The organism is Pseudoduganella sp. jia 9 (assembly GCF_055502615.1).
On the sequence record NZ_JBUPWE010000009.1, the window covers coordinates 242193 to 268504 of the forward strand.

Annotated in this window: 24 protein-coding genes and 3 tRNA genes; 22 read left to right on the forward strand and 5 right to left on the reverse strand. The window is 65.2% G+C overall.

All coding sequences use genetic code 11. From position 1 onward, the window contains the following. Positions 1–117 precede the first annotated feature (117 nt). From ybgC to ACY34H_RS13690, 12 genes are all read left to right on the forward strand, one after another. Positions 118–525 carry a tol-pal system-associated acyl-CoA thioesterase gene (gene ybgC / locus ACY34H_RS13635; RefSeq protein ID WP_464978024.1) on the forward strand — a complete coding sequence of 136 codons (408 nt, stop codon included), beginning with the start codon at positions 118–120 and terminating at the stop codon, positions 523–525. 70 nt (positions 526–595) lie between these two features. After that, entirely contained in the window at positions 596–1288 is a 693-nt protein-coding gene (gene tolQ / locus ACY34H_RS13640) for a protein TolQ (RefSeq protein WP_464978025.1), read from the forward strand. Positions 1289–1297: 9 nt separating this feature from the next. Next, entirely contained in the window at positions 1298–1738 is a 441-nt protein-coding gene (locus tag ACY34H_RS13645) for an ExbD/TolR family protein (protein ID WP_464978026.1), read from the forward strand. A 3-nt stretch (positions 1739–1741) separates the two neighbouring features. Then, on the forward strand, positions 1742–2719 hold the full coding sequence (gene tolA, locus ACY34H_RS13650; RefSeq protein ID WP_464978027.1) for a cell envelope integrity protein TolA: 978 nt from the start codon (positions 1742–1744) through the stop codon (positions 2717–2719). Between the two features lie 2 nt (positions 2720–2721). Beyond that, on the forward strand, positions 2722–3984 hold the full coding sequence (gene tolB, locus ACY34H_RS13655) for a Tol-Pal system beta propeller repeat protein TolB (protein WP_464978028.1): 1263 nt from the start codon (positions 2722–2724) through the stop codon (positions 3982–3984). A gap of 42 nt (positions 3985–4026) precedes the next feature. Beyond that, entirely contained in the window at positions 4027–4557 is a 531-nt protein-coding gene (gene pal / locus ACY34H_RS13660; protein ID WP_464978029.1) for a peptidoglycan-associated lipoprotein Pal, read from the forward strand. Positions 4558–4647: 90 nt separating this feature from the next. Then, positions 4648–5394: a tol-pal system protein YbgF gene (ybgF, locus tag ACY34H_RS13665; protein ID WP_464978030.1), complete on the forward strand. Its 747-nt coding sequence runs from the start codon at positions 4648–4650 to the stop codon at positions 5392–5394. 164 nt (positions 5395–5558) lie between these two features. Beyond that, positions 5559–5634: transfer RNA gene (locus tag ACY34H_RS13670), tRNA-Lys, on the forward strand. 33 nt (positions 5635–5667) lie between these two features. Next, positions 5668–5743, forward strand: a tRNA-Lys gene (locus ACY34H_RS13675). A gap of 53 nt (positions 5744–5796) precedes the next feature. Further along, a tRNA-Lys gene (locus tag ACY34H_RS13680) sits at positions 5797–5872 on the forward strand. A 339-nt stretch (positions 5873–6211) separates the two neighbouring features. Then, positions 6212–6907: a hypothetical protein gene (locus tag ACY34H_RS13685; protein ID WP_464978031.1), complete on the forward strand. Its 696-nt coding sequence runs from the start codon at positions 6212–6214 to the stop codon at positions 6905–6907. Between the two features lie 60 nt (positions 6908–6967). Further along, on the forward strand, positions 6968–7381 hold the full coding sequence (locus tag ACY34H_RS13690; protein WP_464978032.1) for a hypothetical protein: 414 nt from the start codon (positions 6968–6970) through the stop codon (positions 7379–7381). Positions 7382–7459: 78 nt separating this feature from the next. Here the strand turns inward: ACY34H_RS13690 and ACY34H_RS13695 are convergent, their stop codons facing one another. Further along, entirely contained in the window at positions 7460–8380 is a 921-nt protein-coding gene (locus ACY34H_RS13695) for a sulfurtransferase (protein ID WP_464978033.1), read from the reverse strand. A gap of 398 nt (positions 8381–8778) precedes the next feature. Between ACY34H_RS13695 and ACY34H_RS13700 the strand changes: the two genes are divergently transcribed. From ACY34H_RS13700 to ACY34H_RS13715, 4 genes are all read left to right on the forward strand, one after another. Further along, positions 8779–11784, forward strand: coding sequence for a reprolysin-like metallopeptidase (locus tag ACY34H_RS13700; protein WP_464978034.1), 3006 nt, complete (start codon positions 8779–8781; stop codon positions 11782–11784). Between the two features lie 161 nt (positions 11785–11945). After that, on the forward strand, positions 11946–12503 hold the full coding sequence (locus tag ACY34H_RS13705) for a cohesin domain-containing protein (RefSeq protein WP_464978035.1): 558 nt from the start codon (positions 11946–11948) through the stop codon (positions 12501–12503). A gap of 183 nt (positions 12504–12686) precedes the next feature. Then, positions 12687–13886: a DesA family fatty acid desaturase gene (locus ACY34H_RS13710; RefSeq protein WP_464978036.1), complete on the forward strand. Its 1200-nt coding sequence runs from the start codon at positions 12687–12689 to the stop codon at positions 13884–13886. Positions 13887–13964: 78 nt separating this feature from the next. After that, positions 13965–14567: an IMPACT family protein gene (locus ACY34H_RS13715; protein ID WP_464978037.1), complete on the forward strand. Its 603-nt coding sequence runs from the start codon at positions 13965–13967 to the stop codon at positions 14565–14567. Here the strand turns inward: ACY34H_RS13715 and ACY34H_RS13720 are convergent. From ACY34H_RS13720 to ACY34H_RS13730, 3 genes are all read right to left on the reverse strand, one after another. After that, complete coding sequence (locus ACY34H_RS13720; RefSeq protein WP_464978038.1) at positions 14533–15726, reverse strand: DUF418 domain-containing protein; 1194 nt, start codon at positions 15724–15726, stop codon at positions 14533–14535. The genes ACY34H_RS13715 and ACY34H_RS13720 overlap by 35 nt on opposite strands. Before the next feature lie 121 nt (positions 15727–15847). Continuing rightward, complete coding sequence (locus tag ACY34H_RS13725) at positions 15848–17785, reverse strand: helicase-related protein (protein WP_464978039.1); 1938 nt, start codon at positions 17783–17785, stop codon at positions 15848–15850. A gap of 69 nt (positions 17786–17854) precedes the next feature. Further along, on the reverse strand, positions 17855–19015 hold the full coding sequence (locus ACY34H_RS13730; RefSeq protein ID WP_464978040.1) for an MFS transporter: 1161 nt from the start codon (positions 19013–19015) through the stop codon (positions 17855–17857). A 35-nt stretch (positions 19016–19050) separates the two neighbouring features. On the opposite strand from ACY34H_RS13730, the gene ACY34H_RS13735 reads away from it, so the two are divergent. The 6 genes from ACY34H_RS13735 (at position 19051) to ACY34H_RS13760 (ending at position 24046) form a co-directional block, all read left to right on the forward strand. Further along, positions 19051–19368 carry a hypothetical protein gene (locus ACY34H_RS13735; protein ID WP_464978041.1) on the forward strand — a complete coding sequence of 106 codons (318 nt, stop codon included), beginning with the start codon at positions 19051–19053 and terminating at the stop codon, positions 19366–19368. Continuing rightward, positions 19361–19780: a hypothetical protein gene (locus ACY34H_RS13740; protein WP_464978042.1), complete on the forward strand. Its 420-nt coding sequence runs from the start codon at positions 19361–19363 to the stop codon at positions 19778–19780. Before ACY34H_RS13735 ends, ACY34H_RS13740 begins: the two co-directional genes overlap by 8 nt. After that, a complete protein-coding gene (locus ACY34H_RS13745) occupies positions 19781–21250 on the forward strand; it encodes an ATPase domain-containing protein (protein ID WP_464978043.1) in 1470 nt (489 codons plus the stop codon). A 1-nt stretch (position 21251) separates the two neighbouring features. Next, positions 21252–22532, forward strand: coding sequence for a hybrid sensor histidine kinase/response regulator (locus ACY34H_RS13750; protein WP_464978044.1), 1281 nt, complete (start codon positions 21252–21254; stop codon positions 22530–22532). 370 nt (positions 22533–22902) lie between these two features. Next, positions 22903–23487, forward strand: a complete 585-nt coding sequence (locus tag ACY34H_RS13755) for a PEP-CTERM sorting domain-containing protein (RefSeq protein ID WP_464978045.1) — start codon at positions 22903–22905, stop codon at positions 23485–23487. A gap of 13 nt (positions 23488–23500) precedes the next feature. Continuing rightward, positions 23501–24046, forward strand: a complete 546-nt coding sequence (locus tag ACY34H_RS13760) for a PEP-CTERM sorting domain-containing protein (protein WP_464978046.1) — start codon at positions 23501–23503, stop codon at positions 24044–24046. Position 24047: 1 nt separating this feature from the next. Here the strand turns inward: ACY34H_RS13760 and ACY34H_RS13765 are convergent, their stop codons facing one another. Then, a complete protein-coding gene (locus ACY34H_RS13765; protein WP_464978047.1) occupies positions 24048–26306 on the reverse strand; it encodes a xanthine dehydrogenase family protein molybdopterin-binding subunit in 2259 nt (752 codons plus the stop codon). Positions 26307–26312: the final 6 nt, after the last annotated feature.

The following is a 26312-nucleotide window of genomic DNA, read 5'->3' on the forward strand; positions in this document are numbered from 1 at the left end:
TCGATTTCAGCGAATTTGATTAACTGATCAGCTTGACATACTGTCAGCAAACTTTTGGCAACGTTGCGTGCTAAATGACGTAGAATGTTGCCTAATAACACTTGTAGCAATCTCATCATGCCTTCAGAGTTCACCTGGAAAGTCCGTGTCTACTACGAGGATACGGACGCGGGCGGCATCGTTTATTACGCGAATTACCTGAAGTTCTTCGAACGCGCCCGCACCGAATGGTTGCGTGCGATTGGCGTTGGCCAGCAGGCGCTGCTGGAAGAGCATGATGCAATGTTCGTGGTGAAGAACGTGAGCGCGGACTATCATGCGCCGGCCAAACTGGACGATGCCCTAGAATTAACACTAGTTATCGAGAAGCTTGGCCGTGCCTCTGTCGTATTCCGGCAGCAGGCATGGCGTGGCACGACCCTGCTCAATACCGCGCATGTCAAGATCGGCTGTGTCGATTCCGCGCTGCATCCGCGTGCCGTGCCCGACGACGTGGCCAGCCGCATGCGCGACTATGTCGCATAACGTCGAGAACAGAGCCGCGTCATCGCCAGCGTGACCTTTTGCCGTACTTACTATTCTAACTAATTCATCAATGAACGGTTCTCAAGATCTTTCCTTCATCGCCCTCATCTCCAACGCGCACCTGATCGTTCAGCTGATCATGGCGTTGCTGCTCGGCCTTTCGATCGTCAGCTGGACGTACATTTTCAAGAAATGGTTCGACGTGCGCGCCGCGCGCCGCCTGACGATCGATTTCGAAAAGACATTCTGGGCCGGTGGCAACCTGCACCAGCTGTTCCAGGCCGCCAGCAGCAACCGCGCCAACAACGGTGCGCTGTCGCGCATCTTCGAAGCGGGCATGGGCGAATTCATCAAGGGCAAGCAGGCCGTGGCGGCCAACCGCGAGAGCTTCGATGGCGGCGCGCTGCTCGACGGCGCCCGCCGCGCGATGCGCGCCGCATTCCAGCGCGAGATGGACGTGCTCGAATCGCACCTGGCCTTCCTGGCCTCGGTCGGTTCCGTATCGCCCTACATCGGCCTGCTCGGCACCGTGTGGGGCATCATGAATGCGTTCCGCGGCCTGGCCAATGTGCAGCAGGCCACGCTGTCGGCCGTGGCGCCGGGCATCGCCGAGGCACTGATCGCCACCGCGATCGGCCTGTTCGCGGCAATTCCGGCGGTGGTGGCCTACAACCGTTTTTCGCATGACATCGACCGCCTGGCGATCCGCTTTGAAAGCTTCGTCGAGGAATTCTCCAACATCCTGCAGCGTCAGTCGCGATAGGGGTACAGCATGGCGTCTTCCTTCAACAGCGGCAGCATGCGCGGCGGCCGCGGCCGCAAGCTGAAGTCCGAGATCAACGTGGTGCCGTACATCGACGTGATGCTGTGCCTGCTGATCATCTTCATGGTGATGCCGAGCTCGAACAACCCGAGCTCGATCGACCTGCCGCATGCGGAAAAATCGGTGCGCCCGCCGGATGCCTACATCCAGGTCACGCTGAAACCCAACGGTGCGCTGTCGATCGGCATCGCGGGCAAGAATGCCGATGCGCCGGAGACGGCGCCGAACCGCGATGCACTGGTGCGCAAGCTGGCGACGCTGCACGAGGATAATCCCGATTATCCGGTGCTGATCGCTGGCGACAAGGAAAGCAAGTACGACGACGTGATCCAGCTGATTTCGGAAGCAAAGAAAATGGGCATCAACCGCGTCGGTCTGGCGACGAAGTAAGGCATGGCGACGAGTGAAGCAAACAGGGGCGGCCCGTACCGGGTGCCCCGGCATGGCAGCGGCTGGCGCGCGTTCGGTCTCGCGCTGGCGACGCACGCGCTGCTGTTCCTGTTCCTGGGCATCGGCATCAACTGGCAGAGTACGCAGCCGGTGGCCGTGGAAGCGGAAGTGTGGGACCTGACGACGCAGCAGGCCGCGCCGCCGCCGCCGCCCGCCGAGGAACCGGAACCGACGCCGGAGCCGCAACCGGAGCCGGAGCCGGCCCCGCCGCCACCCACCCCGGTGGCGCCGCCGCCGCCGCGCGAAGTGACGCCGCCGAAGCCCGATCCCGAGATCGCGCTGCGCAAAGAGCGCGAGAAGAAGAAGGAAGAGGAAAAGCGCATCGCCGCCGAAAAGGCGGAGGAACAGCGCAAGCAGAAGCTCGAAGACGAAAAAGAGCGCAAGCTCGCCGAGCAGAAGAAGAAAGAAGAAGAAAAGAAGCGCGAGGAAGAGGAAAAGGAACGCCTGGCCGAGCAGAAGCAAGCGGCCGAGAAGAAGAAAAAGGAAGACGAGGCCAAGAAAAAGCAGCTGGCCGAGAAGAAGGCCGCGGAAAAGAAAGAGGCTGACCGAATCGCCAAGCTCCGCGCAGAGACGATGCAGCGCATCACGGGCGGCGCCTCCGGCAGTACGGGCTCGGCCGAGAAATCGACCGCGCCGCGCATGGACAGTGGCTACGTGGCCGCGATCACGGCCAAGATCAAGGGCAACATCAGCTATGCGGGCAGCCAGGACGTTTCCGGCAATCCGCAGGCCGTGTTCAAGATTTCGCAATTGCCGACTGGGGAAATCATTTCGGTCCGAAAGATCAAGAGCAGCGGGATCCCCGCCTACGATGCCGCAGTGGAGAACGCGATTACCAAATCGTCGCCTCTGCCGAAAAAGAAAGACGGCACGGTGGAACGGGATATCAACGCGACGTTTAATTTGAAAGACTTGCCTTGACCATGAAAAAACTACACACCTTGTTCCTCACCGCTGGCGTGCTGGCCAGCCTGACCGCCCAGGCGCAGTTGCGCGTGGAAATCTCGGGCGTCGGCAGCAACCAGATTCCCGTGGCCGTGGCCGCCTTCGTCGACGAGGGCCAGTCGCCGACACAGATTTCCAAGGTCATCAAGACCGACCTGGAGCGCAGTGGCGCCTTCAAGGTGATCGATGCCGGCACGATCGCCGACATCAACGCGGTCGATGCCGCCTCCTACAAGGCACGCGGCGCCGATGCGCTGGTGGTGGGCACCGTGCAGAAACAGCCGAACGGCACCTACGACGTCCGCTACAAGCTGATGTCGACGATCCAGAACACGAAGATCTCGCAACTGGACCAGCAGGCGCCGGCGCAGTTCACCCGCCTGTCTGCGCACAAGATCGCCGACGACGTCTACGAAAAACTGACCGGTGTGCGCGGCATCTTCGCCACCCGCATCGCCTACGTGACGCAGCAGGGCAAGTCGTACCGCCTGGAAGTGGCGGATGCGGACGGCGAGAACGTCCAGCTGGCGCTGTCGTCGAACGAGCCGATCATTTCGCCGTCGTGGTCGCCGGACGGCACCAAGGTGGCCTACGTCTCGTTCGAGCAGAAGAAGCCGGTCATCTACGTGCAGAACCTGATCACGCGCCAGCGCACCGTGATCGCCAACGAACGCGGCAGCAATTCGGCGCCTTCCTGGTCGCCGGACGGCAGCCGCATCGCCCTGGCCCTGTCGAAGACGGGCAACACGCAGGTGTACATCGCCAACAGCAGCGGCGGCGGCATCCGCCGCATCTCGAACAGCAGCGGCATCGATACCGAGCCGCAGTTTTCCGCCGACGGCCAGCAGATCTACTTCACCAGCGACCGCAGCGGCGGCCCGCAGATCTACCGGATGAGCGTCAACGGCGGCGATGCCCAGCGCGTGACCTTCAACGGCACCTACAACATCAGCCCGCGCATTTCCTCCGATGGAAAGACGCTGGCCTATATTTCCCGGCGCAACGGCAACTTCCAGCTCTATGTATTGGATCTGGCAAGCGGCCAGGAGCAACGTTTGTCGGATAACACCAACGACCAGGCCCCCAGCTTCGCTCCGAACGGCAAGTACATCCTGTACTCGACCGAATCGGGCGGGCGCAAGGCGCTGGCGGTGGTGTCGGTGGACGGCCGGGTCAAGCAACGCCTGACCATTCAGGCCGGAGCAATCAAGGAGCCCACCTGGGGTCCTTTCATGAAGTAAAACAGGCAGTAAAGACCTTTCACAATGACCAGGAGAATCAACATGCGTAACGTAAAAAGCATCGCCTTCATCATCAGCAGCGCGGCCCTGCTGGCAGCTTGCTCGAGCCCCGTCAAGGTTTCCGAGCCGGCACCGGTAGTGGAAAGCAAGCCGGCCGAAGCGCCAGCGGCAGCGCAGGACACCCGTGCCGTGGCACCGGTGGAAACCAAGTCGATCGACCCGCTGGACGATCCACAAGGCGTGCTGGCACAGCGCAGCGTGTATTTCGACTTCGACAGCTACGCAGTGCGTGAAGACGGCAAGTCGGTCGTCACCAACCACTCCGGCTACCTGACGAAGAACACCAACCGCAACATCCTGATCCAAGGCAACACCGACGAACGCGGCGGCGCCGAATACAACCTGGCCCTGGGCCAGAAGCGCGCCGAAGCCGTGAAGCGTTCGATGGTTGCGCTGGGCGTGGCCGACGGCCAGATCGAAGCCGTTTCGCTGGGCAAGGAAAAGCCGAAAGCCACCGGCAGCAACGAAGAAGCGTGGGCACAGAACCGCCGCGCCGACATCGTCTACAAGTAATTTCCGGGTCGACGAGTCGACACCCGCCACGGGGCAGCGCGCAAGTTATACTGCGCCCTGCCCCGTTTTTTCATTGAGAGCGTTGAGAACATGATCAAATTCACCAAGACGGCTGTCGCGCTGGCCGTTGCCGCCTTCTCCCTGCATGCTTCCGCCGGTGTCTTCGACGACGACGAAGCGCGCCGCGCGATCCTCGACCTGCGCGCCAAACTGGAAGCGCTGACGAAGGACGTCAACAGCCGCTTCGACACCAAGGCGGACAAGACGTCGACGCTGGACCTGATCGCCCAGCACGACCAGACGATGCAGGAAATCGCCCGCCTGCGCGGCCAGGTCGAAGTGCTGCAGAACGAGATCGAAGTGGCCTCGAAACGCCAGAAGGACCTGTACGCCGACATGGACAAGCGGCTGCGCGCGCTGGAACCGCGCCAGGTGGAAATCGACGGCCAGACGGCCTCGGTCGACCAGGCCGAGCAGAATGCCTACGACGCCGCCATGCAGCAGTTCAAGGAAGGCGATTACGAAGCCGCGACCACGTCGCTGCAGAACTTCGGCAAGCGCTACCCCGGCTCCGCCTATGCCGCCAACGTCCAGTACTGGCTCGGCAGCGCCCTTTACCTGCAGCGCGACTGCAAGGCCGCGATTACCTCGCAACAGGCCTTCGTGAAGAACTTCCCGGACAACCCGAAAGCGCCGGACGCGCTGCTGACCGTCGCCGCCTGCCAGACCGAGCTGAAAGCCGTCAACAACGCCAAGAAGACGCTCAACGAGCTGATCAAGGCCTACCCGAACACGGCCGCGGCCCGCACCGCCAAGGAACGGCTGGGCGGCAAGTAAGCGTTCCCTGTTCGTGCCGAGGCCGTGTCCGTGCCGGTGCCTGTCACCGATGCCGGCACGGCCTTCGCGCAAAGACGGCTACCGATGTGCGCCGGCCATAATTCGATGCTCCTAAGCATTTGACAGGAACGGCCGGGCCATCCTATAATCCCGCTTCTTTCGGAGGGTCGTTAGCTCAGCTGGTAGAGCAGCGGACTTTTAATCCGTTGGTCGCAGGTTCGAATCCCGCACGGCCTACCACTCGAAAGAAGCAGCATCATCGTAGTTTGCAGGGGGTCGTTAGCTCAGCTGGTAGAGCAGCGGACTTTTAATCCGTTGGTCGCAGGTTCGAATCCCGCACGGCCTACCACTTGCAGATGTTGCCGAGCTTGGTTGCTCAGTTTTATTGATGTGTTTTACCTTGGGTCGTTAGCTCAGCTGGTAGAGCAGCGGACTTTTAATCCGTTGGTCGCAGGTTCGAATCCCGCACGGCCTACCAAGATTTTTCAGGAAGCCCACGAATTTCGGTTCGTGGGCTTTTTGTTTTCTGGTCCCTGTCTGGCCGCTTCGAAAGACCTCCGACCCTTCCTGCGTTCTCCTTGAGGCGCTCGGATCTCCATTTGTAATACATCCATGCCCGCAATTCGTCGAGTCACCGCCTAAGTTCACTGATTCCAAAAGAAAAATCCCTAGCATTTCTTAAGTTTGGAAAATCAAAGAGCGGCAGCCGCCAGCGGGGGATATCACTAACTGCCAAAGCGCTTGATCTTGCGCTCCTACAAGTGCCGCTTCACTCCACACCAATACTCTTGTCAGACATCTTTGACAGGAGGTCACCATGCAGCAGTCAGACGAAGAAGTGTTCGACAACGCGATCAAGTCCCTGGAAGCGACAACGACCAGCGTTGGAACGCATCTGGAAACAGACTCCACCGCACGCCGGATTTATGTGCGCGAGATAAAGGCCATGTCGGACAACCTCCGCCGGCAGGTCGCAAGCGGGCAATTGACGTGGGTACAAGCCGCCGAGCAGGCCCAGACCACGCGCAACACAGTCATGCAGCTCACCAGGTCGCATACCACTCCTGTTGCCCGCGCCTTCGCGGAACGCACGAAAGCCGAGGGGCGAGGCCTGAACGCACTGGTCGCCGAGAAGACCTCGAAGCTGTTCGGGAAAGGCGCTGTTTTCACGAAGCTCTCGCCATCAAAGCAGAACCGCGTATTCGCGGAAATCGTCGCGTCGGCCGGAAGATCTCATCCCACGATCACCCGCAACGTGCGACGACTGTCATATCTTGGCCGCAGTATCATTCTCTTGTCGCTGGCGTTATCGACGTACAACGTTCTCACCGCTCGTAACAGATCTACCGCAGTAAAACGGGAGTTGACGACGACCGCCGCAGGAATCGGCGGAAGCATTGCTGCGGGCGCTCTTGCCGGATTGGCGTGCGGCCCTGGTGCACCCGTATGCGTGACTATCGGTGCGTTTGTCGGAGGTGCTCTTGCAGCCTTTGGCGCTGGTTTCATTTGGTAGGGAAGGCTCGTGAGATTACTTCCACCCGCGGAATTCACAGCACGGATTACGTCACCCAATATGGAATCGAAGCTCGCCTCGTCCGAATTGCTCATAAACGGCAGACCCACCGGCCTGATCGTGCCCGGAGCCGTGCTCGAAGCTGCCGTGGAATGGCAAGGCTGCCGCATCATCTTCTTCACCGACGACATTCCGTTCGAAGACATGCTGCGCATCTATATGTTCAGCTCCGATATGACGCTGGTCGATACGGCCGTGCTGGGTGCGATGTACTCGACCGGCACATTTGCCGACCTCAGCCTGCTGCCGCCGAATGTACTGACGTTTCGCTTCTTCGGAGGCATCGTATGGCGCCTGGTCCTGCTCAGCGAGCAGGAATTCGCCGTTCCCCTCGTTTCCGATCCACGCGGCGTTACCCGAGGGTTCCGAGTATCCAGGCGTTTCCGGATCGAAGGCAAACCGCTGCCCGGGTAAGTACAGGGAGTTTCTGGTGGGAGGTGCCAACGTTCGCATTGGCGCCTGTGCAGTCATGGCCGGGCGGAACAAGAAATGTCAGCCCAGGCTCGCCCTGCACTGCTTCCAGGCATGTGCATCGCTGCTCCACTCCAGCCACCCGCCGTCATACACGGCAATATCCTCCCACCCCATCAGCCACGCATAAAAGAACGCCATCGACGCGCGCCATCCGGTGCCGCAATAAAACGCGACGCGCCGGCCGGCCGTAATGCCGCAAGGTTCCCACATCGCGGCGATCTCGCGGGCCGGCCGCATGGTGCCGTTGGCGTACTGGTAGGCGCTCATGCTGTTGACATCGCCATCGGCCCCCGCCCTGCCCCATCGCGCGCCGGGAATATCGCCCCGCGCGGCGATATAGCTGTAGCCCGACACCTTGCCGAGGTATTCGGCCTCGCTGCGAATGCTCGCCAGCGCCGCATCCGGCCGTGCCAGCAAGGTACGGGCCTGCGCGATGTCGACGAGGTAATCGGGACGCAGGGGAAATGGCCCGCCGAAGTCGGCTGCCGGCGCCAGGGGCTGCATCGGGCCAGCCTCGCATCGATATCCGCCAGCCTGCCAGGCGGCGAATCCGCCATCGAGCAGCCGCACGTCGGCGACGCCCGCATACAGCAGCAGGTGCGCCACGCGCGCTGCGGCCAGATTGTTGCGGCCGTACAGGATCACGGTCGTATCGTGCCGTATTCCATGCGCCAGCAGGACGCGCAGCAGCAGCTCGTCGGCCACCTTGTTCCACAACGGTCCGCCTTCCAGCGCGCAGGTATCGAGGTAGGCGGCGCCGGGAATGTGCGCCGCCGCGAAATGGTGCGATGCGCCGCATCCTGCTTCGATCAGGCGGCAACTCCCGTCAAGTGCCCCACCGGTGATCCCGGCAGCGAGCTCCGCCGCGGTGACGAGCTGCCGCCCGCGCACCAGGTCGCTGCGCGAACCGCCGCCGATGAAATGTTGAATGCTGCTCAAGACGATTGCCGGGATGTAGCGGCCGCACGTGCGGCACATGGATGAAGCCGGCCATTGTATATCGGCATAACAAGTTTTCGGAGCGTCAATTTCCTCATCAGCTTATGCGCATGCGGGGCAAATCTGCTCGCCTTGGGCAACAAAGACCTTTCCTGACAGTCCACCCACTACGGTATGGCAAGGATTTCATCGTCTTTACAACGCCCCGAAAAATTATGCTTGAGTTATGTAACAAGCCGGCAATAGTATGGTTGAGTTCAATTGTCTTATTTATATCAGGCTCTGGACAACCGCCGCCCAGACGGCGGATGCAAAGGGATATCACAACAAGAGGCAACACAAGAGGCAACACAACAAGACCACCGAGCAGAGCAAACCAAGTCGCGAAAGGACATTGCATGAGAATCAAGCCGTCGACCCCGTCGTACCACGGCGGGTTGCAGCAGATGCGCACCGTGCCGGGCGTGAAATCCTCCCTGGCCCTCTGTATCGCCCTCGCCTTCACCGCCGCCGCGCCGATCGCGCACGCGGCACAGGCGGCCACTCCTGCAGTCTCCAGCGAGCGCGCCGCGCCGCACTGGCAGAGCGTATCCACGCCAGCCAGCTCGCTGACCGTCGGCGGCGCGACCAGGAAGCCCGCGCTGAAACTGAAGCGCTTCCATGCAGCGACCCTGGACAAGATCGGCATGAACGGCTTGACGGCCGGCGCGCCGCTCGAGCGCGGCCTTGCCGAAGTGCCCGATACGCTGACGATTTCCCTGCCCCACCCCGATGGCGGCTACCAGCGCTTCGCCCTGGTCGAATCGCCGATCATGGAACCGGGCCTGGCGGCGAAACACCCGGACATCAAGACCTACCGCGGCAAGGGTATCGACGATCCGACCGCCACGCTGCGGATGGACATCACCAAGCTGGGCCTGCACGCCTCCGTGCGCTCGCCGAACGGCGGCTGGTACGTCGATCCGTACTACCACCTCGATGACAGCCTGTACGCCAGCTACCACGGCCGCGACCTCGTCAACCAGCACGGCCCGCTGGTGGAAGCCGCACTGGGCGAAGCGCAACTGACGCTGACGCGCGGGTTCTACAAGGAAGGCGACAGCCTGGAAGTGCGCGGCCTGAACTTCACGCCGGGCGCCAGCGTCAATGTCACCGTGCGCGCCGAAGGCGATACGGCGGTGCTGCAGAGTGCCGTCGCCACGGCGGACAGCAATGGCGTCGTGAAACTGACACTGCAGGCCGGCAGTACCGGCGCCTTCGAAGTCGTCGCCAGCGACGGCCGCGCCACCAGCACCGCGGCGTACCACGTGGTCGAAGCCGCCGCGGCCGCCAGCGCCACCGTGGGCAACCAGTTGCGCACCTATCGCCTGGCCCTGGTCACCGACCCCACGTATGCCAGCTACTTCGGCGGCTCCGCCAACGTGACGGCGGCCAAGGTCACGCTGATCAACCGCGTCACGCAGATCTACGAAGACGAAACCTCGATCCGCCTGGTGCTGATCGAAGGCACCGATGCGCTGAACCTGGACACCGATGCGCAGATGACCGGCGCCAACGGCCCCTGCGGCGGCGCGGCCTGCTACACCGCGTCGCAGGCTTCCGGCTGCGGCAGCGCCACCCTGTCGCGCAACCGCGTCGTCACCGGGCTGCTGGTCGGCGCCAGCAACTTCGACATCGGCCACATCGGCTTCGGCCTGGCCGGCGGCGGCATCGCCAGCCTGGGCGTGGTCGGCGGCAGCTTCAAGGCGCAGGGTTGTACCGGCGTGCCCACGCCGGTGGGCGACCTGTTCGCGGTCGACTACGTGGCGCATGAAATCGGCCACCAGTTCTCCGGCAACCACACCTTCAACGGCGTCAATGGCAGTTGCACGGGCGGCAACCGCAACGACGAAACCTCGGTGGAACCCGGCAGCGGCACATCGATCATGGCCTACGCGGGCATTTGCGGCCCCTCGGACAACGTCCAGCCGCACAGCGACCCGTACTGGTCGCAGCGCAGCTTCGACGAGATCGTCGCCTACACATCCGGTGCCGAAGCCGAGATCAACGAAGTGCAGGTAGCGGCGCTGCGCAACTTCACCGCGAACGGCCAGCGATTCCAGATCCGCTGGAACGGCAACCTGTCGGCGCCGATCGTGCGCGGCACCAACTACACGGCCGCCGGCATCCGCACCGCGATCCAGGGCATTGCCGGCTGGCCAGCGGGCGGCACCGTCACCATCAGCAGCCTGACCAACACCGGCTTCAACATCACGTTCGGCGGCACGCTGGCCGGTACCAATGTGGCGCAGCTGGAACTGGCGAACTTCTCCAGCGGCGTCAGCGGCCTCACCGGTGAAGTTGCCGCCGGCGGCCTGACCAAGCGCGGCGGCACCGTCTCGTCGAGCGGCAACAGCGCGCCGCTGGTCACCGCGCCGGCCGGCTACACGATCCCGGTACGCACCCCGTTCGCGCTGACCGGCAACGCCACCGATGCCGATGGCGACACGGTCACCTACCTGTGGGAACAGAACGACCGCGGCGGCCGCAACGGCACGCAGCTGGTGGAGAACGGCAAGACCAACGGTCCGCTGTTCAGCCAGTTCGGCAAGCGCGCCATCGTCAGCAGCGCCGACACGATCAAGTACGAATCGCCCGGCGAGAACCACGTGACGACCGATCCGACCCGCGTGTTCCCCGACATCGACCAGATCCTGGCCAACAACACCAACGCGGAAAGCGGCGCCTGCCCGACGCCGTCGGGCACGCCGACCGCCGCCAACATCGAGTGCTACGCCGAGTTCCTGCCCACCGCTGCCTACGTGGGCTACGGCGACAACGCCAGCCCGGCGGCACTGAACTTCCGGCTGACCGCGCGCGACGGCGTTGGCGGTGTCAGCAGCGCCGATACGCGGCTCGTACTGGCGCATGGCGCGGGTCCGTTCCTGGTGACCTCGCCCAACGCGGCCGCCACGCTGCGGGCGAATTCCACGCAAACGGTGACGTGGAGCGTGGCCAACACCAACGCGGCGCCGGTGGGCGTCGACAACGTGAAGATCTCGCTGTCGACGGACGGCGGCAAGACCTGGCCGCACACGCTGGCCGCCAGCACGCCGAACGACGGCAGCGCGTCGGTCACCCTGCCGGCAGTCGCCACCAGCTCGGCCCGCATCAAGGTCGAGGCGATCGGCAACGTGTTCTTCGACGTGTCGAACGTGAATTTCAAGATCGACCTGCCGGGCGACGTCAACGCCGACGGCGTCGTAGACTGTGCGGATCTGGGTGTCATCCGCGCCGCGTTCGGCACGCGTACCGGCCAGCCAGGCTTCGATCCACGTGCCGACGTCGTCCAGGATGGCGTCATCGACGTGCGCGACCTGACCTACGTGGCCCGTCTCGTGCCGCAGGGAACATCCTGCAACTGACCGCTGTCCAGCTCGCCATGCGGGGTGAACCCGCATCGGGCGAGCACCACCCGGCCGGGCCAACCCGGCCGGGGCAATCCTCGAATACTGCGAATCGATAGTGCAAATCGATATTGCAAATCACATTTGATTTTTGCCCACCCGGCACAAGGAGAAACAAGATGAGTGGATGGAAGAAATACCTGGGCGCGGCGCTGCTGAGCGCGGCAAGCCTGCAGGCCTACGCGGCCACGCTGACGCCCGTCGCGGCACCCAACCCGGCAACCGTCGGCCAGGCGGTCGAACTGGACGTGCAGCTGATCGATGTCACCGACCTGTACAGCTACCAGTTCTCGCTGGCCTTCGACCCGAACGTGCTGCAGGCCAGCAGCGTCACGCTGGGCGACTTCCTGGGCGGTACTTACAATTCCGAAGGCATCATCGACAACGCGGCCGGCACGGTGTCCTTCGTGTTCAGCACGCTGCTCGGCTCGATCCCCGGCGTTTCCGGCACCGGCAGCCTGGCCACGATCTCGTTCCAGGCCATCGGCAGCGGCAACTCGTCGGTCACGTTCTTCGATACGCTGCTGGTCGACAGCGGCCAGCTCGACATCGCCACCACGCTGGGCAGCGGCTCGATCCAGGTGCTGGCCGTGCCGGAGCCCTCGACGTACCTGATGCTGGGCGTCGGCCTGGTGGGCGTGGCCGCACTGCGCCGGCGCCAGCTGGCGCGCGCATGAGTGACACCTGAGCTACACCTGAACGACACCTGACGCCGGGCCGCCATGGCCCGCCGTAGCACCGGGCTGCCTCGCGCAGCCCGGTGTTTTTGCACGGTACGTTGCCGAACCGAACGGTGTGCGCATATCGACGGCCTCACGTAAAGGGACTATGCTGGCTTACCTGCCGTCACGGAGCACAGCATGGACGCCCTTCTATCCTTCTCGCTCGACTTCCTGTCCCGCGGATTGCTCGACTGGAACGCCTGGGCGATCGTTGCCTGGACCCTGGCGCTGACGCATGTCACGATCGCCGCCGTCACCATCTACCTGCACCGCTGCCAGGCGCACCGCGCACTGACGCTGCACCCGGCCGCGAGCCACGTCTTCCGCTTCTGGCTATGGCTGACCACCGGCATGGTCACGCGCGAATGGGTGGCCGTGCATCGCAAGCACCATGCCCGCTGCGAAATCGATGGCGACCCGCACAGCCCGGCCGTGTTCGGCATTCGCCGCGTGCTGGCGCAAGGCTCGGAACTGTACCGGATCGAGGCGGCCAATCCTGTCACGGTGGCGCAATACGGCGCCGGTACGCCGGACGACTGGGTCGAGCGGCACGTCTATTCGCGCTTTGTCTGGCAGGGCGTGGGCCTGATGCTGGTGATCGACGTGGCGCTGCTCGGCGTCATCGGCCTTACCGTGTGGGCGATACAGATGCTGTGGATTCCCGTCACCGCGGCCGGCATCATCAACGGCCTGGGCCACTGGTGGGGCTACCGCAACTACGACGGGCCGCATGCCGCCACCAATATCGGGCCGCTGGGCCTGCTGATCGGCGGCGAGGAACTGCACAACAACCATCACACCTACCCCACGTCCGCCCGGCTGTCGTCGCGCTGGTTCGAGTTCGACGTGGGCTGGCTGTACATCCGCCTGCTGCAGGCATGCGGCCTTGCCCGCGTGACGCGCGTGGCACCGCGGCCGCGCCGGGCCATGCCCAAGCCGGAGGCGGACCTGCACACGCTGCATGCGATCATCGCCAACCGCCATGAAGTGATGGCCCGCTATGCCCGCATGCTGCGGCGGGCGTTCCGCCAGGAAGCCAGGCAGGTGCATGCCGTGGCGTTCGACAAGCACTACCTGGCCCAGGTCGACCGGCTGCTGCGCCGCGATCCCGGCCTGGTGCCCGCCGAACAGGCGGCCACGCTGGCGCTGTTCCTGCGCCACCGCAACGCCCTGCTGACCATGCAGCAGCTGCGCGCCGAGCTGGCCGAGCTGTGGCAGCGCCAGCATGCGGCGCCGGAAGAACTGCTGGCGCACCTGCGCCAATGGTGCGAGCGCGCCGAGCTTTCCGGCATCGGCATGCTGCGCGAGTTCGCAGCGCGCCTGCGCAGCTATGCCTGAAACAGCCGCGGCCCGGCCATCTTCCGGCATGGCCGGGCCGCCGGTTACAATCGGCAGTCCCCCCTTGCTTCCGTATCGATGCCGCACACCCTCGCCGCCCCCTGCTCCGCCGAACTGCTGATCAAGAAAAGCCGCTTCATCGCCTGCGTGCAACCGATGGCCGACCGTGCCGCCGCGCAAGCGGTGGTGGCGCGCCTGAAGGCCGAGCATCCCGGTGCTGCCCACGTCTGCTGGGCCTTGCTGGCCGGCGGCCAGTCGGCCGCGGTCGACGATGGCGAACCCAGCGGCACTGCAGGGCGGCCGATGCTCGACGTGCTGCGCCACCAGGACCTGGAAGGCGTGCTGGCCACCGTGGTGCGCTATTTCGGCGGCGTGAAGCTGGGCGCGGGCGGTCTCGTGCGCGCCTACACGGATGGCGTGGCGCAGGCGCTGCTGAAGGCCGAGCGCATCGCCATCGTCAAGTCGCGCGAACTGCGCTGCGTGGTGCCGTATGCGCTGGAAGGCATGCTGCGGCGCGAACTCGATGCTGCCGGCGCCACGCTGCTCGACGTGGCGCATGGCGACGACGTGGCCTGCCATTTCAGCTTGCCGGACGACGCCGCGGGCGCGCTCGTGGCGCGCCTCAACGAGGCCGGCCACGGGCGGCTCAGCTGGCTGGACGACCCAACGCCGGATTCGTGACGCCGATCCACGTGGCCCGGTGCCACAGCGCCTCGAGCGGCCCCTGCTTGTGGCGCTTCAGCCACCAGGCCGAGAACAGCCCCTGCAGCAGCGCCAGCACCACACCGATCAGCAGGCAGGCGGCGGCGCCGGTGACCTGGTACAGGCCAAGGCCGAAGCCGTAGTACAGCGCGGTGCCCACCACCGACTGGCTGACGTAACTGGTCAGGCTCATCCGGCCGAGCGGCGCGAACACGTTCAACGCCCGTGCCAGCGTGCCGCGCTGGTACAGCAATGCGAACACGGCCACGATCACGCCCATCAGCGCGAAGTTCGACCATGACTTGACGATCACCATCAGCGGCCGCTGCAGCGCCTGTCCTGTCACGGCGGCATCGAGCCCCCTGGTCGTGGCGTACAGCGCCGCGAAGCACAGCACGGCCACCACCAGCAGCCGCCGCCAGAAGGCGCGATTGGCGTCCGACAGCGCGAAAACGCCGGCGCGGCCGGCCAGCATGCCGAGCATGAAGACGGCCGGTATCTGGAAGAAGCGGCCGTTCTCCCAGCTCCACAGCACCGCCGCGGTCTTGCCGGTGGTGACGTTGCCCAGGTAGGTCTGCAACATCGTGCCTCCCGTCATGTATTCGCCGGTGCGGGCAAAGTACGCCCAGGATGCCGGGTCCGCCAGCTTCGCGTCAGGCTGGGGCAGCGCCTGCAGCACATGCACCCAGAAATACGGCTGCAGCAGCAGGATCGCCGCGATCGCCAGCACGGCGCGGCTGCCCAGGCGCGCCACCGGCAGCAGCGTGAACGACATCACCGCATAGAACGACAGGATGTCGCCCTGGTAGAACAGCGAATTGACCATGCCGAAACCCAGCAGCAACAGCATGCGCCAGGCGAAGCGCGGCCGGAAGTCCTCGCCCGCTGCCGCCCGCCGTGAATCCTGCAGGTGGAACGTCACGCCGAACAGCAGGGCGAAGATCAGGTAGGACTTGCCGGCGAACAGGAAAAACATGCCATCCCAGATATTCTGGTCCAGCACCACCAGCCAGTCGGGCTGCCCGGCCGGCTTGTGATAGAGGTCGAAATGCTCGAGGTTATGCAGCAGCATGATCGACACGATGGCGAAGCCGCGCAGCGCATCGACGAGATCCAGGCGGGAGGAAGTGGGCGGCATCGTAATCCTGTCGGAAATGAACGTGCCGGCAATTGTGGATGAAAACGTTACCAATTACCAGCATCCGCCACGCCCCCCATCAGTCACCTGCTGCCGAAAACCAGGCTGTCACCGTGCTGGGTCAGCGCCGCCGGTGGTGCCGGCGCCGCGACGAGGTGTTCTGGTCCTGCAACATCGAATCGACCCGGGTGGATGCCGCGCGCGACAATTCCAGCGCCAGTTCGATGTCCGGGAAATACTCGGGCAGACGGTAGCCCAGCCACGCATACGCGGAGTACAGGCGGCAGGTATCCTCGACTTCCTGCAGCGTCATGTAATGCAGCTGGTGATCCTCCGCCTGCAGCCGCGTGATGCGCTTCTTCGACAGCGCCACGCACCAGTGCTCCCACGCGCGCTGCAGCGCGAGCACCTTGGTCGACACGGGTACCAGCGACAAGGCGAATTTGTCGGCCACCGACAGCGGCAAGGTGTCGAGCCATTGCGCGCGCTCCATCTGGTCGTCGGTGATGCGCGGGTAAAAGAAACCGTCCGGCACGTCGATGTTATGGATGAAGCGCTTCAGCAGCTTGGCCAGCGAGCTTTCCTGGGTCACGGCAGCGATGCGGTGCAGGTGTTCCAGCGTGGGCGCCACCGCGAAGCCGCTGGTATTGAGCGGCACTGGCTTTTCCTTCAGCAGCGAGCGCATCACCTCGTGGCTGTCGGCATCGTAGCCGGCCACCAGGCCTTCTTCGTGGATGCCGTAGCGCCCGGCCCGGCCGGCGATCTGGCGCGCCAGCGGCGCCGGGATTTCCTCTTCCTCGATGCCGTTGAACTTCACCGTGGACGTCATCACGATGCGCTGGATCGGCATGTTCAGGCCCATCGCGATCGCATCGGTGCCCACCACGATGTCGGCCTCGCCGTCGCGGAAGCGCTGCGCCTGGGCACGCCGTACCTCGGGCGACAGATTGCCGTACACGGTGGCCACCGAGTGGCCCATCTCGGCCACCATGTCGCGCCACATCAGCACGTCGCGCCGCGAGAAGGCGATCAGCGCATCCCCCGGCCGCAGGTTCTTCACCCTGCGCACGGGCCCCGGCTCCATCGCCAGCGGTCCCTTGCGCTTCATGACGTGCACCTCGATCGGGCATTCGAGCCGTTCGGCCAGCGCCTCGACCGCGCGGCGCGCTTCCGGCGCGCCCACCAGGTACACCGTGCGGGCCGGCGCGCCGCACACGGCCGCCGTCCAGGCGGCGCCCCGGTCGCGGTCCGCCAGCATCTGGATTTCATCGATCACCGCCACGTCGACCGGCGTGCGCGTATCGAGCATCTCGACCGTGCTGGCGACATGGGTGGCATCCTCGGCGATCCTGCGCTCCTCGCCGGTGACGAGGCTGACCGCCAGCGGCTTGCCGTGGCGGCTCACCTCCAGCAGGCGTTCGTAGTTTTCCAGCGCCAGCAGCCGCAGCGGTGCCAGGTACACGCCGCTGGCCGCCTTGGCCAGCGCTTCCATCGCCTTGTGGGTCTTGCCGGAATTGGTGGGGCCCAGCAGCGCGATGAACTTGCGCGGCAGCCGCCGCGCCACCTCGAACGAGGCGGGATACTCGGCTAGGTTGATGCTCTGGCGGGTGCGCTCGGCATGCTGCTCCTCGCGCTGCCGCTCGACCGCGTGGCCCAGCCGCTGGCGGATGCGGTCGAATACGACCGAGGCCGGCTCGGACGTCTGCACATCGGCCAGCGTATGCAGGAAATCCATCGGCGCCAGGCCGAACTCGTCGCATTCGCCGGCCAGTTCGTCGACGAAGGCATTCACGCTGTCGTGCAGTTCACGCAGCGCCCGGTCCGTCGAGCGTTCGCGGATCAGCGCGGCGCGTGCGTCGGCATCGAGCTTGCGCCATTTCGACGGCTTGGCCAGCACACCCTGGGCCGGCACCAGCGCATACGGTACGCGCAGGCCAGCAGCCTCGGCGGTACCGTCGAAGCGCAGGAAGACCCTGCCCTCCAGTTTCATCAGCGCGATGCCGCGCTCCGCCAGGCCGAGCTCGATGCTCAGCCGATCGTCATCGTGTTCTTCCGTCATTGCCGCAATGGTTCATATCGGGCCACGAGTATAGCCCGCGGCCCGGTGCCCGGTTGCACAGGTGCGCAATCAGGCGGCCGGTACCGCCGCACGGGCACCGCTGCTGCGCTCCACCGCCAGCGACACGGCCAGCACGGCGATGCCGCCCAGCGGCAGCAGCGCGCCGACCAGCGAGGTGGATGCCAGGCCATACCCGGCAGCGATCGTCAGGCCGCCGGCCCAGGCGCCCAGCGCATTGGCGATGTTGAACGCGGAGTGGTTCAGTGCCGCGGCGACGGTCTGCGCATCGCCGGCCACGTCCATCAGGCGCGTCTGCACCGCCGGCACCACGGCGATGCCGGTGCCGATCAGGAACAGGTTCAGGCCGGCCAGCCACAGATTCGAACTGGTGTACGCGAACGCCGCCAGCACGAGCGCTTCCCAGACCAGCACGCCGAAGATCGTCGCCGTCTGGTTGCGGTCGGCAAACCAGCCGCCGACCAGGCTGCCGACCGTCATGCCCACGCCGATGAGGCCCAGCAGCACGGAAATTTCCAGCGGCGACGCGTGCGTGAGCTGCTGCAAGGTCGGCGTCACGTACGTATACATGGCGAACATGCCGCCGAAGCCGATCGCCACCATCAGCAGGGTCAGCCACACCTGCAGCCGGCGGAACACGCCCAGCTCGCCGCGGATGCTGGCATTGCCGGCCGCGATGAACGGCAGGAAGACGAACACCATCGCCACGGTGAGCAGCGCCAGCGCGCCAACGATCGCGAACGCCGAACGCCAGCCCATCACCTGCCCCAGCCACGTGGCCAGCGGCACCCCGAAGATATTGGCCACCGTCAGCCCCAGCATCACGCGGCCCACTGCCTGGGCGCGCTTGTCGGGCGTGACCAGCGCCGCGGCCACCAGCGCGGCCACGCCGAAATAGGCGCCGTGCGGAATGCCGGCCACGAAGCGAGCCAGGATCAGCAGGCCCGGCGTGGGCGCCAGCGCACCGAGGATATTGCCGACGGCATACATCAGCATCAGGCACATCAGCATCATCCGGCGCGGCATGCGCGCCATGAAGATCGTGATCAGCGGCGCGCCGACCACCACGCCCAGCGCATAGGCGCTGATCATGTGGCCCATGTCGGGCAGCGTGGTGCCGAGGTCCTGCGCGACCAGCGGCAGGATGCTCATCGATGCGAACTCGCCGGTGCCGATGGCCAGACCACCGATGGCCAGCGCCAGCTCGGCCATGCCGGCGCCGCGCGGGGCGATGATGGAAGGAGTGTGTGAATCTGGAAGGGTTGCTTCTTGCATGGGGAACAGCCGAAAAAAACGAAGCCGGGCAGGATAGCACGGTGCGAATTTTCGTGCTCGCGGCCGGTAAAAAGCCAATTCCGGTTGCGTTATTCAATCAGCAATGCGACGATTCCCTTGCAACATACAGTCCTCACACGATCAGCACCCGCCTGCCGTGTCGTTTTTCCTTGGACGGCTATAATGGCGGCCACCGGCGGCAGGCAAATATTCCTGCCGCCAAGCACCTGTCGCGGGCTATGTACCTACGGCACGCCAAGTACCCAATCACTGATCAGATGCATGGATAACAAAGACGACAAGCGCACGCAACTGATTCGCGCGATGCTGGCACGGGCCGGCGGCGCGGATGCGACGGAGCGGCACCTGCTGCCCTGGCGTTCGCTGGCGTTGCACCTGAGCCCCCTGATCGGCGAAAGCGGCTTCGGCGCGCTCTACGGGCGCACCGGCCGGCTGCTGGCGCAACACCACGGCTGGCTCAGCACCGGCTCGTCTTCGCAGCCGCTCGATGCATTGTTCCGGACACTGGAGAAAGACCTTGCCGGGGCAGAGCCGGCGCAGGCGGCGCTGGCGAACGAAGCCCTGTTGATTACGTTTACGCGGCTGCTTACCGAGCTGATCGGCGAAGGCCTGACGACCAGGCTGATCGACAACGCGTGGAACGGCGAACAGGCACCAAACAATGCAGGGGAGCAGAAGTAAATGAGCGACAAAGTAAGTCTGGGATTGCTGGAGACCGGTGTGCCGGGGCTGGACACCCTGCTCGGCGGCGGACTGGGCGAGTATTCGTTCAACCTGATCGCCGGGGCTCCCGGCAGCGGCAAGACGACGCTGGCGCACCAGATGATGTTCGCGCTGGCCACGCCCGACCGGCGCGCGCTGTTCTTCACCGTGCTGGGCGAGCCGCCGCTGAAGATGCTGCGCTACCAGCAGCAATACGATTTCTTCGAGCTCGACAAGGTCGGCAGCGCGATCCGCTATGTCAACCTGGCCGAGGACTTGCGCAGCGGCGATTTCTCCGGGGTGCTGGAACGCATCATGCGTGAAGTGGAGGCATTCTCGCCCAGCCTGGTATTCGTGGATTCCTTCCGTTCCGTGGCGCAGACGGCGCAGAACGGCAGCGAAGGCATTGCCGACCTGCAGCACTTCATCCAGGAACTGGGCACGCGGATGACCAGCTGGCAGGCCACCACGTTCCTGATCGGCGAATATGTACACGTGGAAGCCGAAGCCAATCCGATCATGACGGTGGCGGACGGCGTGCTGGCACTGTCGCAATCCCAGCAGGACAACTCGACGGTGCGCAAGATCCGCATCGTCAAGATGCGTGGCCAGGCGCACATGGCCGGCATGCATACCTTCCGCATCGGCGACGACGGCGTGCGCATCTTCCCGCGCATGCTGCCGCCGCTGGCCGCCGACCGGCTGCCCGGCGTGCCGGTGGACCGCGACCCGCGCCGCATTTCCAGCGGCGTGCCATCGCTGGACGTGCTGCTGCACGGCGGCATCCCGCAAGGCCACTCGATCCTGGTCGCCGGTCCGTCCGGATCGGGCAAGACGATTCTCGGCACGCAATTCCTCGCCGAGGGGGTGCGCCTGGGCGAAAAAGGCGTGGCCTGCTCGTTCGAGAAAGGCACGTCGCGGCTGCGCAATGCCGCGCTGGCCGACTTGATCCAGGCCGGCCATGTAAGGATCGTCGAGAGCCGCGCGCTCGACCTGACCGCCGACGAGCTGCTGCAGGACCTGCTGACGGCCATCGACGAAACGGGCGCGCAGCGCGTCGTCATCGATTCGCTGTCCGAGTTCCTGCTGTACCTGGCACCGGAATTCCGGCGCGAGTTCCGCCTCACGGTGTTCCGCATCCTGTCTCACCTGGCCAAGCGCGGCGTGACCGTGCTGGTCACGATGGGCATCGAGGACCGCTTCACCGAGCTGCGCTTCTCCGATGCCGAGGTCTCCTTCCTGACCGACGGCATCATCGCCACCCGCTACGTCGAGATGGAGGGCGAACTGACGAAAGTGATCTCGGTCGTCAAGCTGCGCGGCTGCTCGCACAGCAGCGCGCTGCGGGCCTTCCGCATCACCGATGCCGGCATCGAGATCGAAGAGACCCGGGTGCGCTTCGACGGCATGCTGTCCGGCCACCCTTCCGCACACCGCGACGGCAGCTAGCATGATGGCGGACCTGGAACAGCCGCAAGACAACGATCCGCAGCACGTGGCGGAGCTGCGGCTGGCACTGCGCCAGGCCCGCTTTGAAAACAACCTGCTGCGCGAGGCCAACAGCCACCTGGTGCAGGCCACCGTTACCGCGCAGACCCTGCAGGACGAGGCCGAAGCGGCCAACCAGCGCCAGAACGAATTCCTGGCGATGCTGGCCCACGAACTGCGCAATCCGCTCGCCCCGATCAGCATGGCCGCCGCCATGCTGGAACGCATGCCGAACCTGTCGCCCGAGATCGTGGCGCTGCGCAGCGTGATCAGCCGCCAGACCGAACACATGGCCCGCCTGCTGGACGACCTGCTCGACGCCGCGCGCATCAGCAGCGGCCGCATCACACTGGACATGGCGCCCGTGGCGCTGGCGGACGTCATCGATCGCGCCGTCGAAACCGTGCAACCACGCGTTGCCGAGCGCGGCCAGCGCCTCGACGTGCGGGTGAGCGCGCCGGAGCTGACGCTGAACGGCGACCGCGTGCGTCTGACGCAGGTATTTTCAAACCTGCTCGCCAATGCCTCCAAGTACACCCAGGATGGCGGCCACCTGGTGCTGGAAGCCGGCGCCGGCACGGCCGGCGTGAAGGTGACGGTGAGCGACAACGGCACCGGTATCGCCGCCGACGTGCTGCCCCATATCTTCGACCTGTTCACCCAGGGCCCCCGTTCGCTGGCCCGTTCCGAAGGCGGCCTGGGCGTGGGCCTGAACGTGGTGCGCAACCTGGTGCACATGCATGGCGGCACCGTCCAGGCCCATAGCGGCGGGCCCGGCCGCGGCAGCATCTTCACGGTGGAGATGCCGGCTGGCGGGCCGATACCCTCCGCGGAACCTGCCTCGGCAACGCTGACCCATGAAGCATGCCGCGTACTGCTGATCGAGGATAACGTCGACGTGTGCGATACGCTGAAGGGCTTCCTGATGCTCGATGCACACGACGTCACCGCCGCCTACGATGGGCGCGCCGGCCTGGCGCTGGCGCAGGAAGGTGGTTTCGACGTGCTGATCTGCGACATCGGCCTGCCCGGCATCGACGGCCTCGAAGTGATCCGCCGGCTGCGCGCGGGCGGTTCGCGCATGTTCGCCGTCGCCCTGTCGGGCTATAGCCAGGCGCAGGACCGGACCGGTGCCCTGGCGGCCGGCTTCGATGCCTATCTCGTCAAGCCCGTACGGCCGGACAGCCTGCTGGCCATGATCGATTCCCAGGATTGCCGGGCACGGCGCGGCACCGGCGGCTGAAACCGCCCCGTGTCAAAAATGACACGAAATTGTGCTTGCCCCGGCAATCTTTTGGTAACGCTATCTAAAACTGCAATTCCTCTCCAACTTTCGATCTAACATGAGCTCATGTGCAGCGCGCACCGTGACAGGGTGCCGCGGCACAGGGCTCCGGCACGGGCTCCGGATCGTTGCGGCCGGTCGCATCGGCAATTCATTCGATGCGCTCGACGCAGGCATTCCAGTCGACGCTGGCAGCCATGATGATAGCGCTATCCAATAAAGTACTTACCTCATGCCGGTACGCCGACCACCGGCAGGATGGCCACGAGCCATGCCTGCCTGCGGCGGACTCGACCGGTTCGACCGTTCTGATAGGAGCACTTCTTCAATGCAGACATTCTTCCTGCGCCGCGCCCTGCTCGGCGCCGCATTGCTGGCCGGCCTCGCGCAACAGGCCGGCGCCACCATCACCACCTTCACCGGCGACACCACCGGCGGGCCGACCTGGGACCGGATCGAAGAGGACCCGTTCTACTGGCCGCCAGTCGGCTGGACCTACCCCGACACGACGTACCGCGCATTCGATATCAACATCCTGGAGTCGGCCGAGAACGTGACCTTCGCCACCACCTGCGTTTTCGACTGCTCGATGTACATCTACACCGGGGCATTCGACGCGGCGAATCCGCAACAGAATTTCCTGTTCGCCGATGGCAACGCGTTCGGCTACTTCACCGCCTATTTCCATGGCCCCCTGGACGTCGGCCATTTCACACTGGTGATCTCGGGCGAGGACGCCACGACGTCCGGCTTCTTCAGTACCACGGTGTCCGGCGACGGAATGTTCGAGATCTCGCCGCTCACTCCCGTACCGGAACCGTCCGCATGGCTGATGCTGGGAGCCGGGCTGGCCGGGCTCGGCATGGCGGCGCGCCGCCGCCGTGGCGCTTCCGCCGCCCTTGCCACCTACTGATCAGGAGAGAACGATGCGTACCATTCTTCGCAATACCATTGCCGCCGCGCTGCTGCTGGCCGGCGTCGTCCAGCAGGCGGCCGCCGACATCGTCACGCTGACCGGCGACACCAGCGGCATGCCCACGTTCGTACGCCCGGGCGATTGGGGAGGTGAATCGTACCCGTGGATCACGGGCGTGTCCTACCAGGCGTTCAACGTCAGCGGCAATGCCAGCAACTGGATGTACTCGTTCATGGCGAGCTGCGAATACAGCTGCGTCTCCTTCTTCTACGATGGCTCGTTCGATCCCGACAAGCCGCACGAGAACCTGATGAATGCCAGCGCCGATGGCCGGAACTTCACGGGCATGGAGGTGTTCATGGAACCGGGCCGCAACTATGTCTATGTGCTGACCGGCTACTTCGACGAGGATGCCGGGGCATACAGCCTCACCGTCGGCAGCATGGGCGACATCAGCATCAGCGCCGTGCCGGAACCCTCGGCCGGACTGATGCTGCTGGGTGGCCTGGCGGGCGTTGGCGCGCTGGCGCGCCGCCGTGCCCGCCGAGCCGCGTAGATCAGGCCTTCTTCAGCGACGCCGACACGGGCAGCTTGCGGATGCGCTGTCCGGTGGCGGCGAAGATCGCATTGCACAGCGCCGGTGCAATGCCCGAGGTGCCCGGCTCGCCGATGCCGCCCGGCTCGTCCTTGCTGGCGACGATATGCACCTCCACCTTCGGCGCCTCGTTCATGCGCATCATCCGGTAGTCGCCGAAATTGGTCTGCACCACCTTGCCGCCGTCCAGAGTGATCTCGCCCCACAGCGCGGCGGTCAGGCCGAAGACGATGCCGCCTTCCATCTGCGCCACGATGCCGTCCGGGTTGACCGGCTGGCCGCAATCGAGCGCGCACACCACGCGGTGCACGGCCACGTCGCCTTCCGGGCCGACCGACACCTCGGCGATCTGCACCATGTAGCTGCCGAACGCGAACTGGGCGGACACGCCGCGGCCCACCTTGCGGCCGGCCACCGCCTTCAACGGCTTGGTCCAGCCGGCCTTCAGCGCGGCCAGGTTCAGCACGCCCAGCAGGCGCGGCGACTTGTCGAGCAGTGCGCGGCGGTAGGCCACCGGGTCCTGCTTCGCCGCGTGCGCCAGCTCGTCGATGAAGCTCTCGACCACGAACACGTTGTGGGTCGGCCCCACGCCACGCCAGAAGGCGGTCGGGATGGGCGGCTCGTGGCGCAGGTACTCGACGCGCAGCGCGGGAATCGCATACTGCAGGTCGGCCGCGCCCTCGACGGCGTCCGGGTCGACGCCGTTCTTCACGGCCGGCGGCGCGAAGCGCGCCATGATCGACGAGCCCGTCACGCGTTGGAACCATGCTTGCGGCATGCCCTTGTCGTCCAGCTTCGCGGCAAGGCGGTCCACGTAATACGGGCGGTACATGTCGTGCTGGATGTCTTCCTCGCGCGTCCAGACGAATTTCACGGGCCCCGGTTTGGCCTGCGCCCTGGCGAACGCCACCGCCTGCGTCACGTAATCGACTTCGAGGCGGCGCCCGAAACCGCCACCCAGGTAGAAGTTATGCACCTTCACCTTTTCCAGCGGCAGGCCGGTCAGCTTGGCGGCGGCGCCCTGCGCCAGGCTGGGCACCTGGGTGCCGCAATACAGGTCGCAACCGTCGGCGCGCAGGTCGACGGCGCAGTTCATCGGTTCCATCGTCGCATGCGCCAGGAAGGGAGCTTCATAGATCGCCTCGATCTTGCGGCCGGCCTTGGCATCGCCCTCCAGCTCCTTCAGCGCGTTGCCCTCGTCGGCCGCCACCGCGCCGCCGGCCTTGGATTTTTCCATCATGTCGGCCACGATGCCTGCCGTGGTCACGTTCGCGTTCGCACCGGATTCCCATTGCGGCGCCAGCGCGGCCAGGCCCTGCTTCGCGGCCCACATATTGCTCGCCACCACGGCCACCGCGCTGCCGATCTTCAGCACTTCGCGCACGCCCGGCACGGCCAGCGCCTTCGGATCGTTCGATGCGATCAGCTTGCCGCCGATGACGGGGCTGGCCGCCACGGCGGCAATGCCCATGTCCGGCAGCTTCACGTCGATGCCGAACTGCGCGCTGCCATCGACCTTCGGTGCCGAATCGAGCCGCGCATGCTTCTTGCCGATCAGCGTGTAGGCATCCGGATCTTTCAGCGCCACCGCTTTCGGCGCCTCCAGTTTCGCCGCCGCGTCGACCAGTTCGCCGAAATGCAGCGACTTGCCGGCCTTGTTCGTCACGGCGCCGTTCGCCACGCGCAGCGTGCCGGGGTCCACGTTCCAGGTCTGCGCCGCGGCCTGCACCAGCACGGCGCGAGCGGCGGCGCCGGCTTCGCGCAGCGGCTTCCACGCGCCGCGGATCGACGTCGAGCCGCCCGTCACCTGGCCGCCCAGCAGCGGGTCGCTGTAAAGGTTGTTGTCGGCCGGCGCATGTTCCAGTTTTACCTTGGCCAGGTCGACGCCGAGCTCCTCGGCGATCAGCATCGGGATCGAGGTATAAGTACCCTGCCCCATCTCCACCTTGTGCATGATCAGCGTGACCAGCCCCTCGCGGTCGATGCGGATGAAGGCGTTTGGCGCCAGCCCCGGCGGCACTTCCGAGACAGCCGTGGCGGCATGGCCCACCGCCTTTTCCGGCGGGGCTTCCTGGCGGTCGCTTTCCTTGCGGTTGCAGCCGGGCAGCACGAAGCCGACCAGCAGCCCGCCGCCGGCGGCCGCGCCAACGCGCAGGAAGCGCCGGCGGGCAGTCGCGCTGTCGCTCAGTTTTTCATTGGTTTCATCAGTCATGGAGCCCATTGCGTT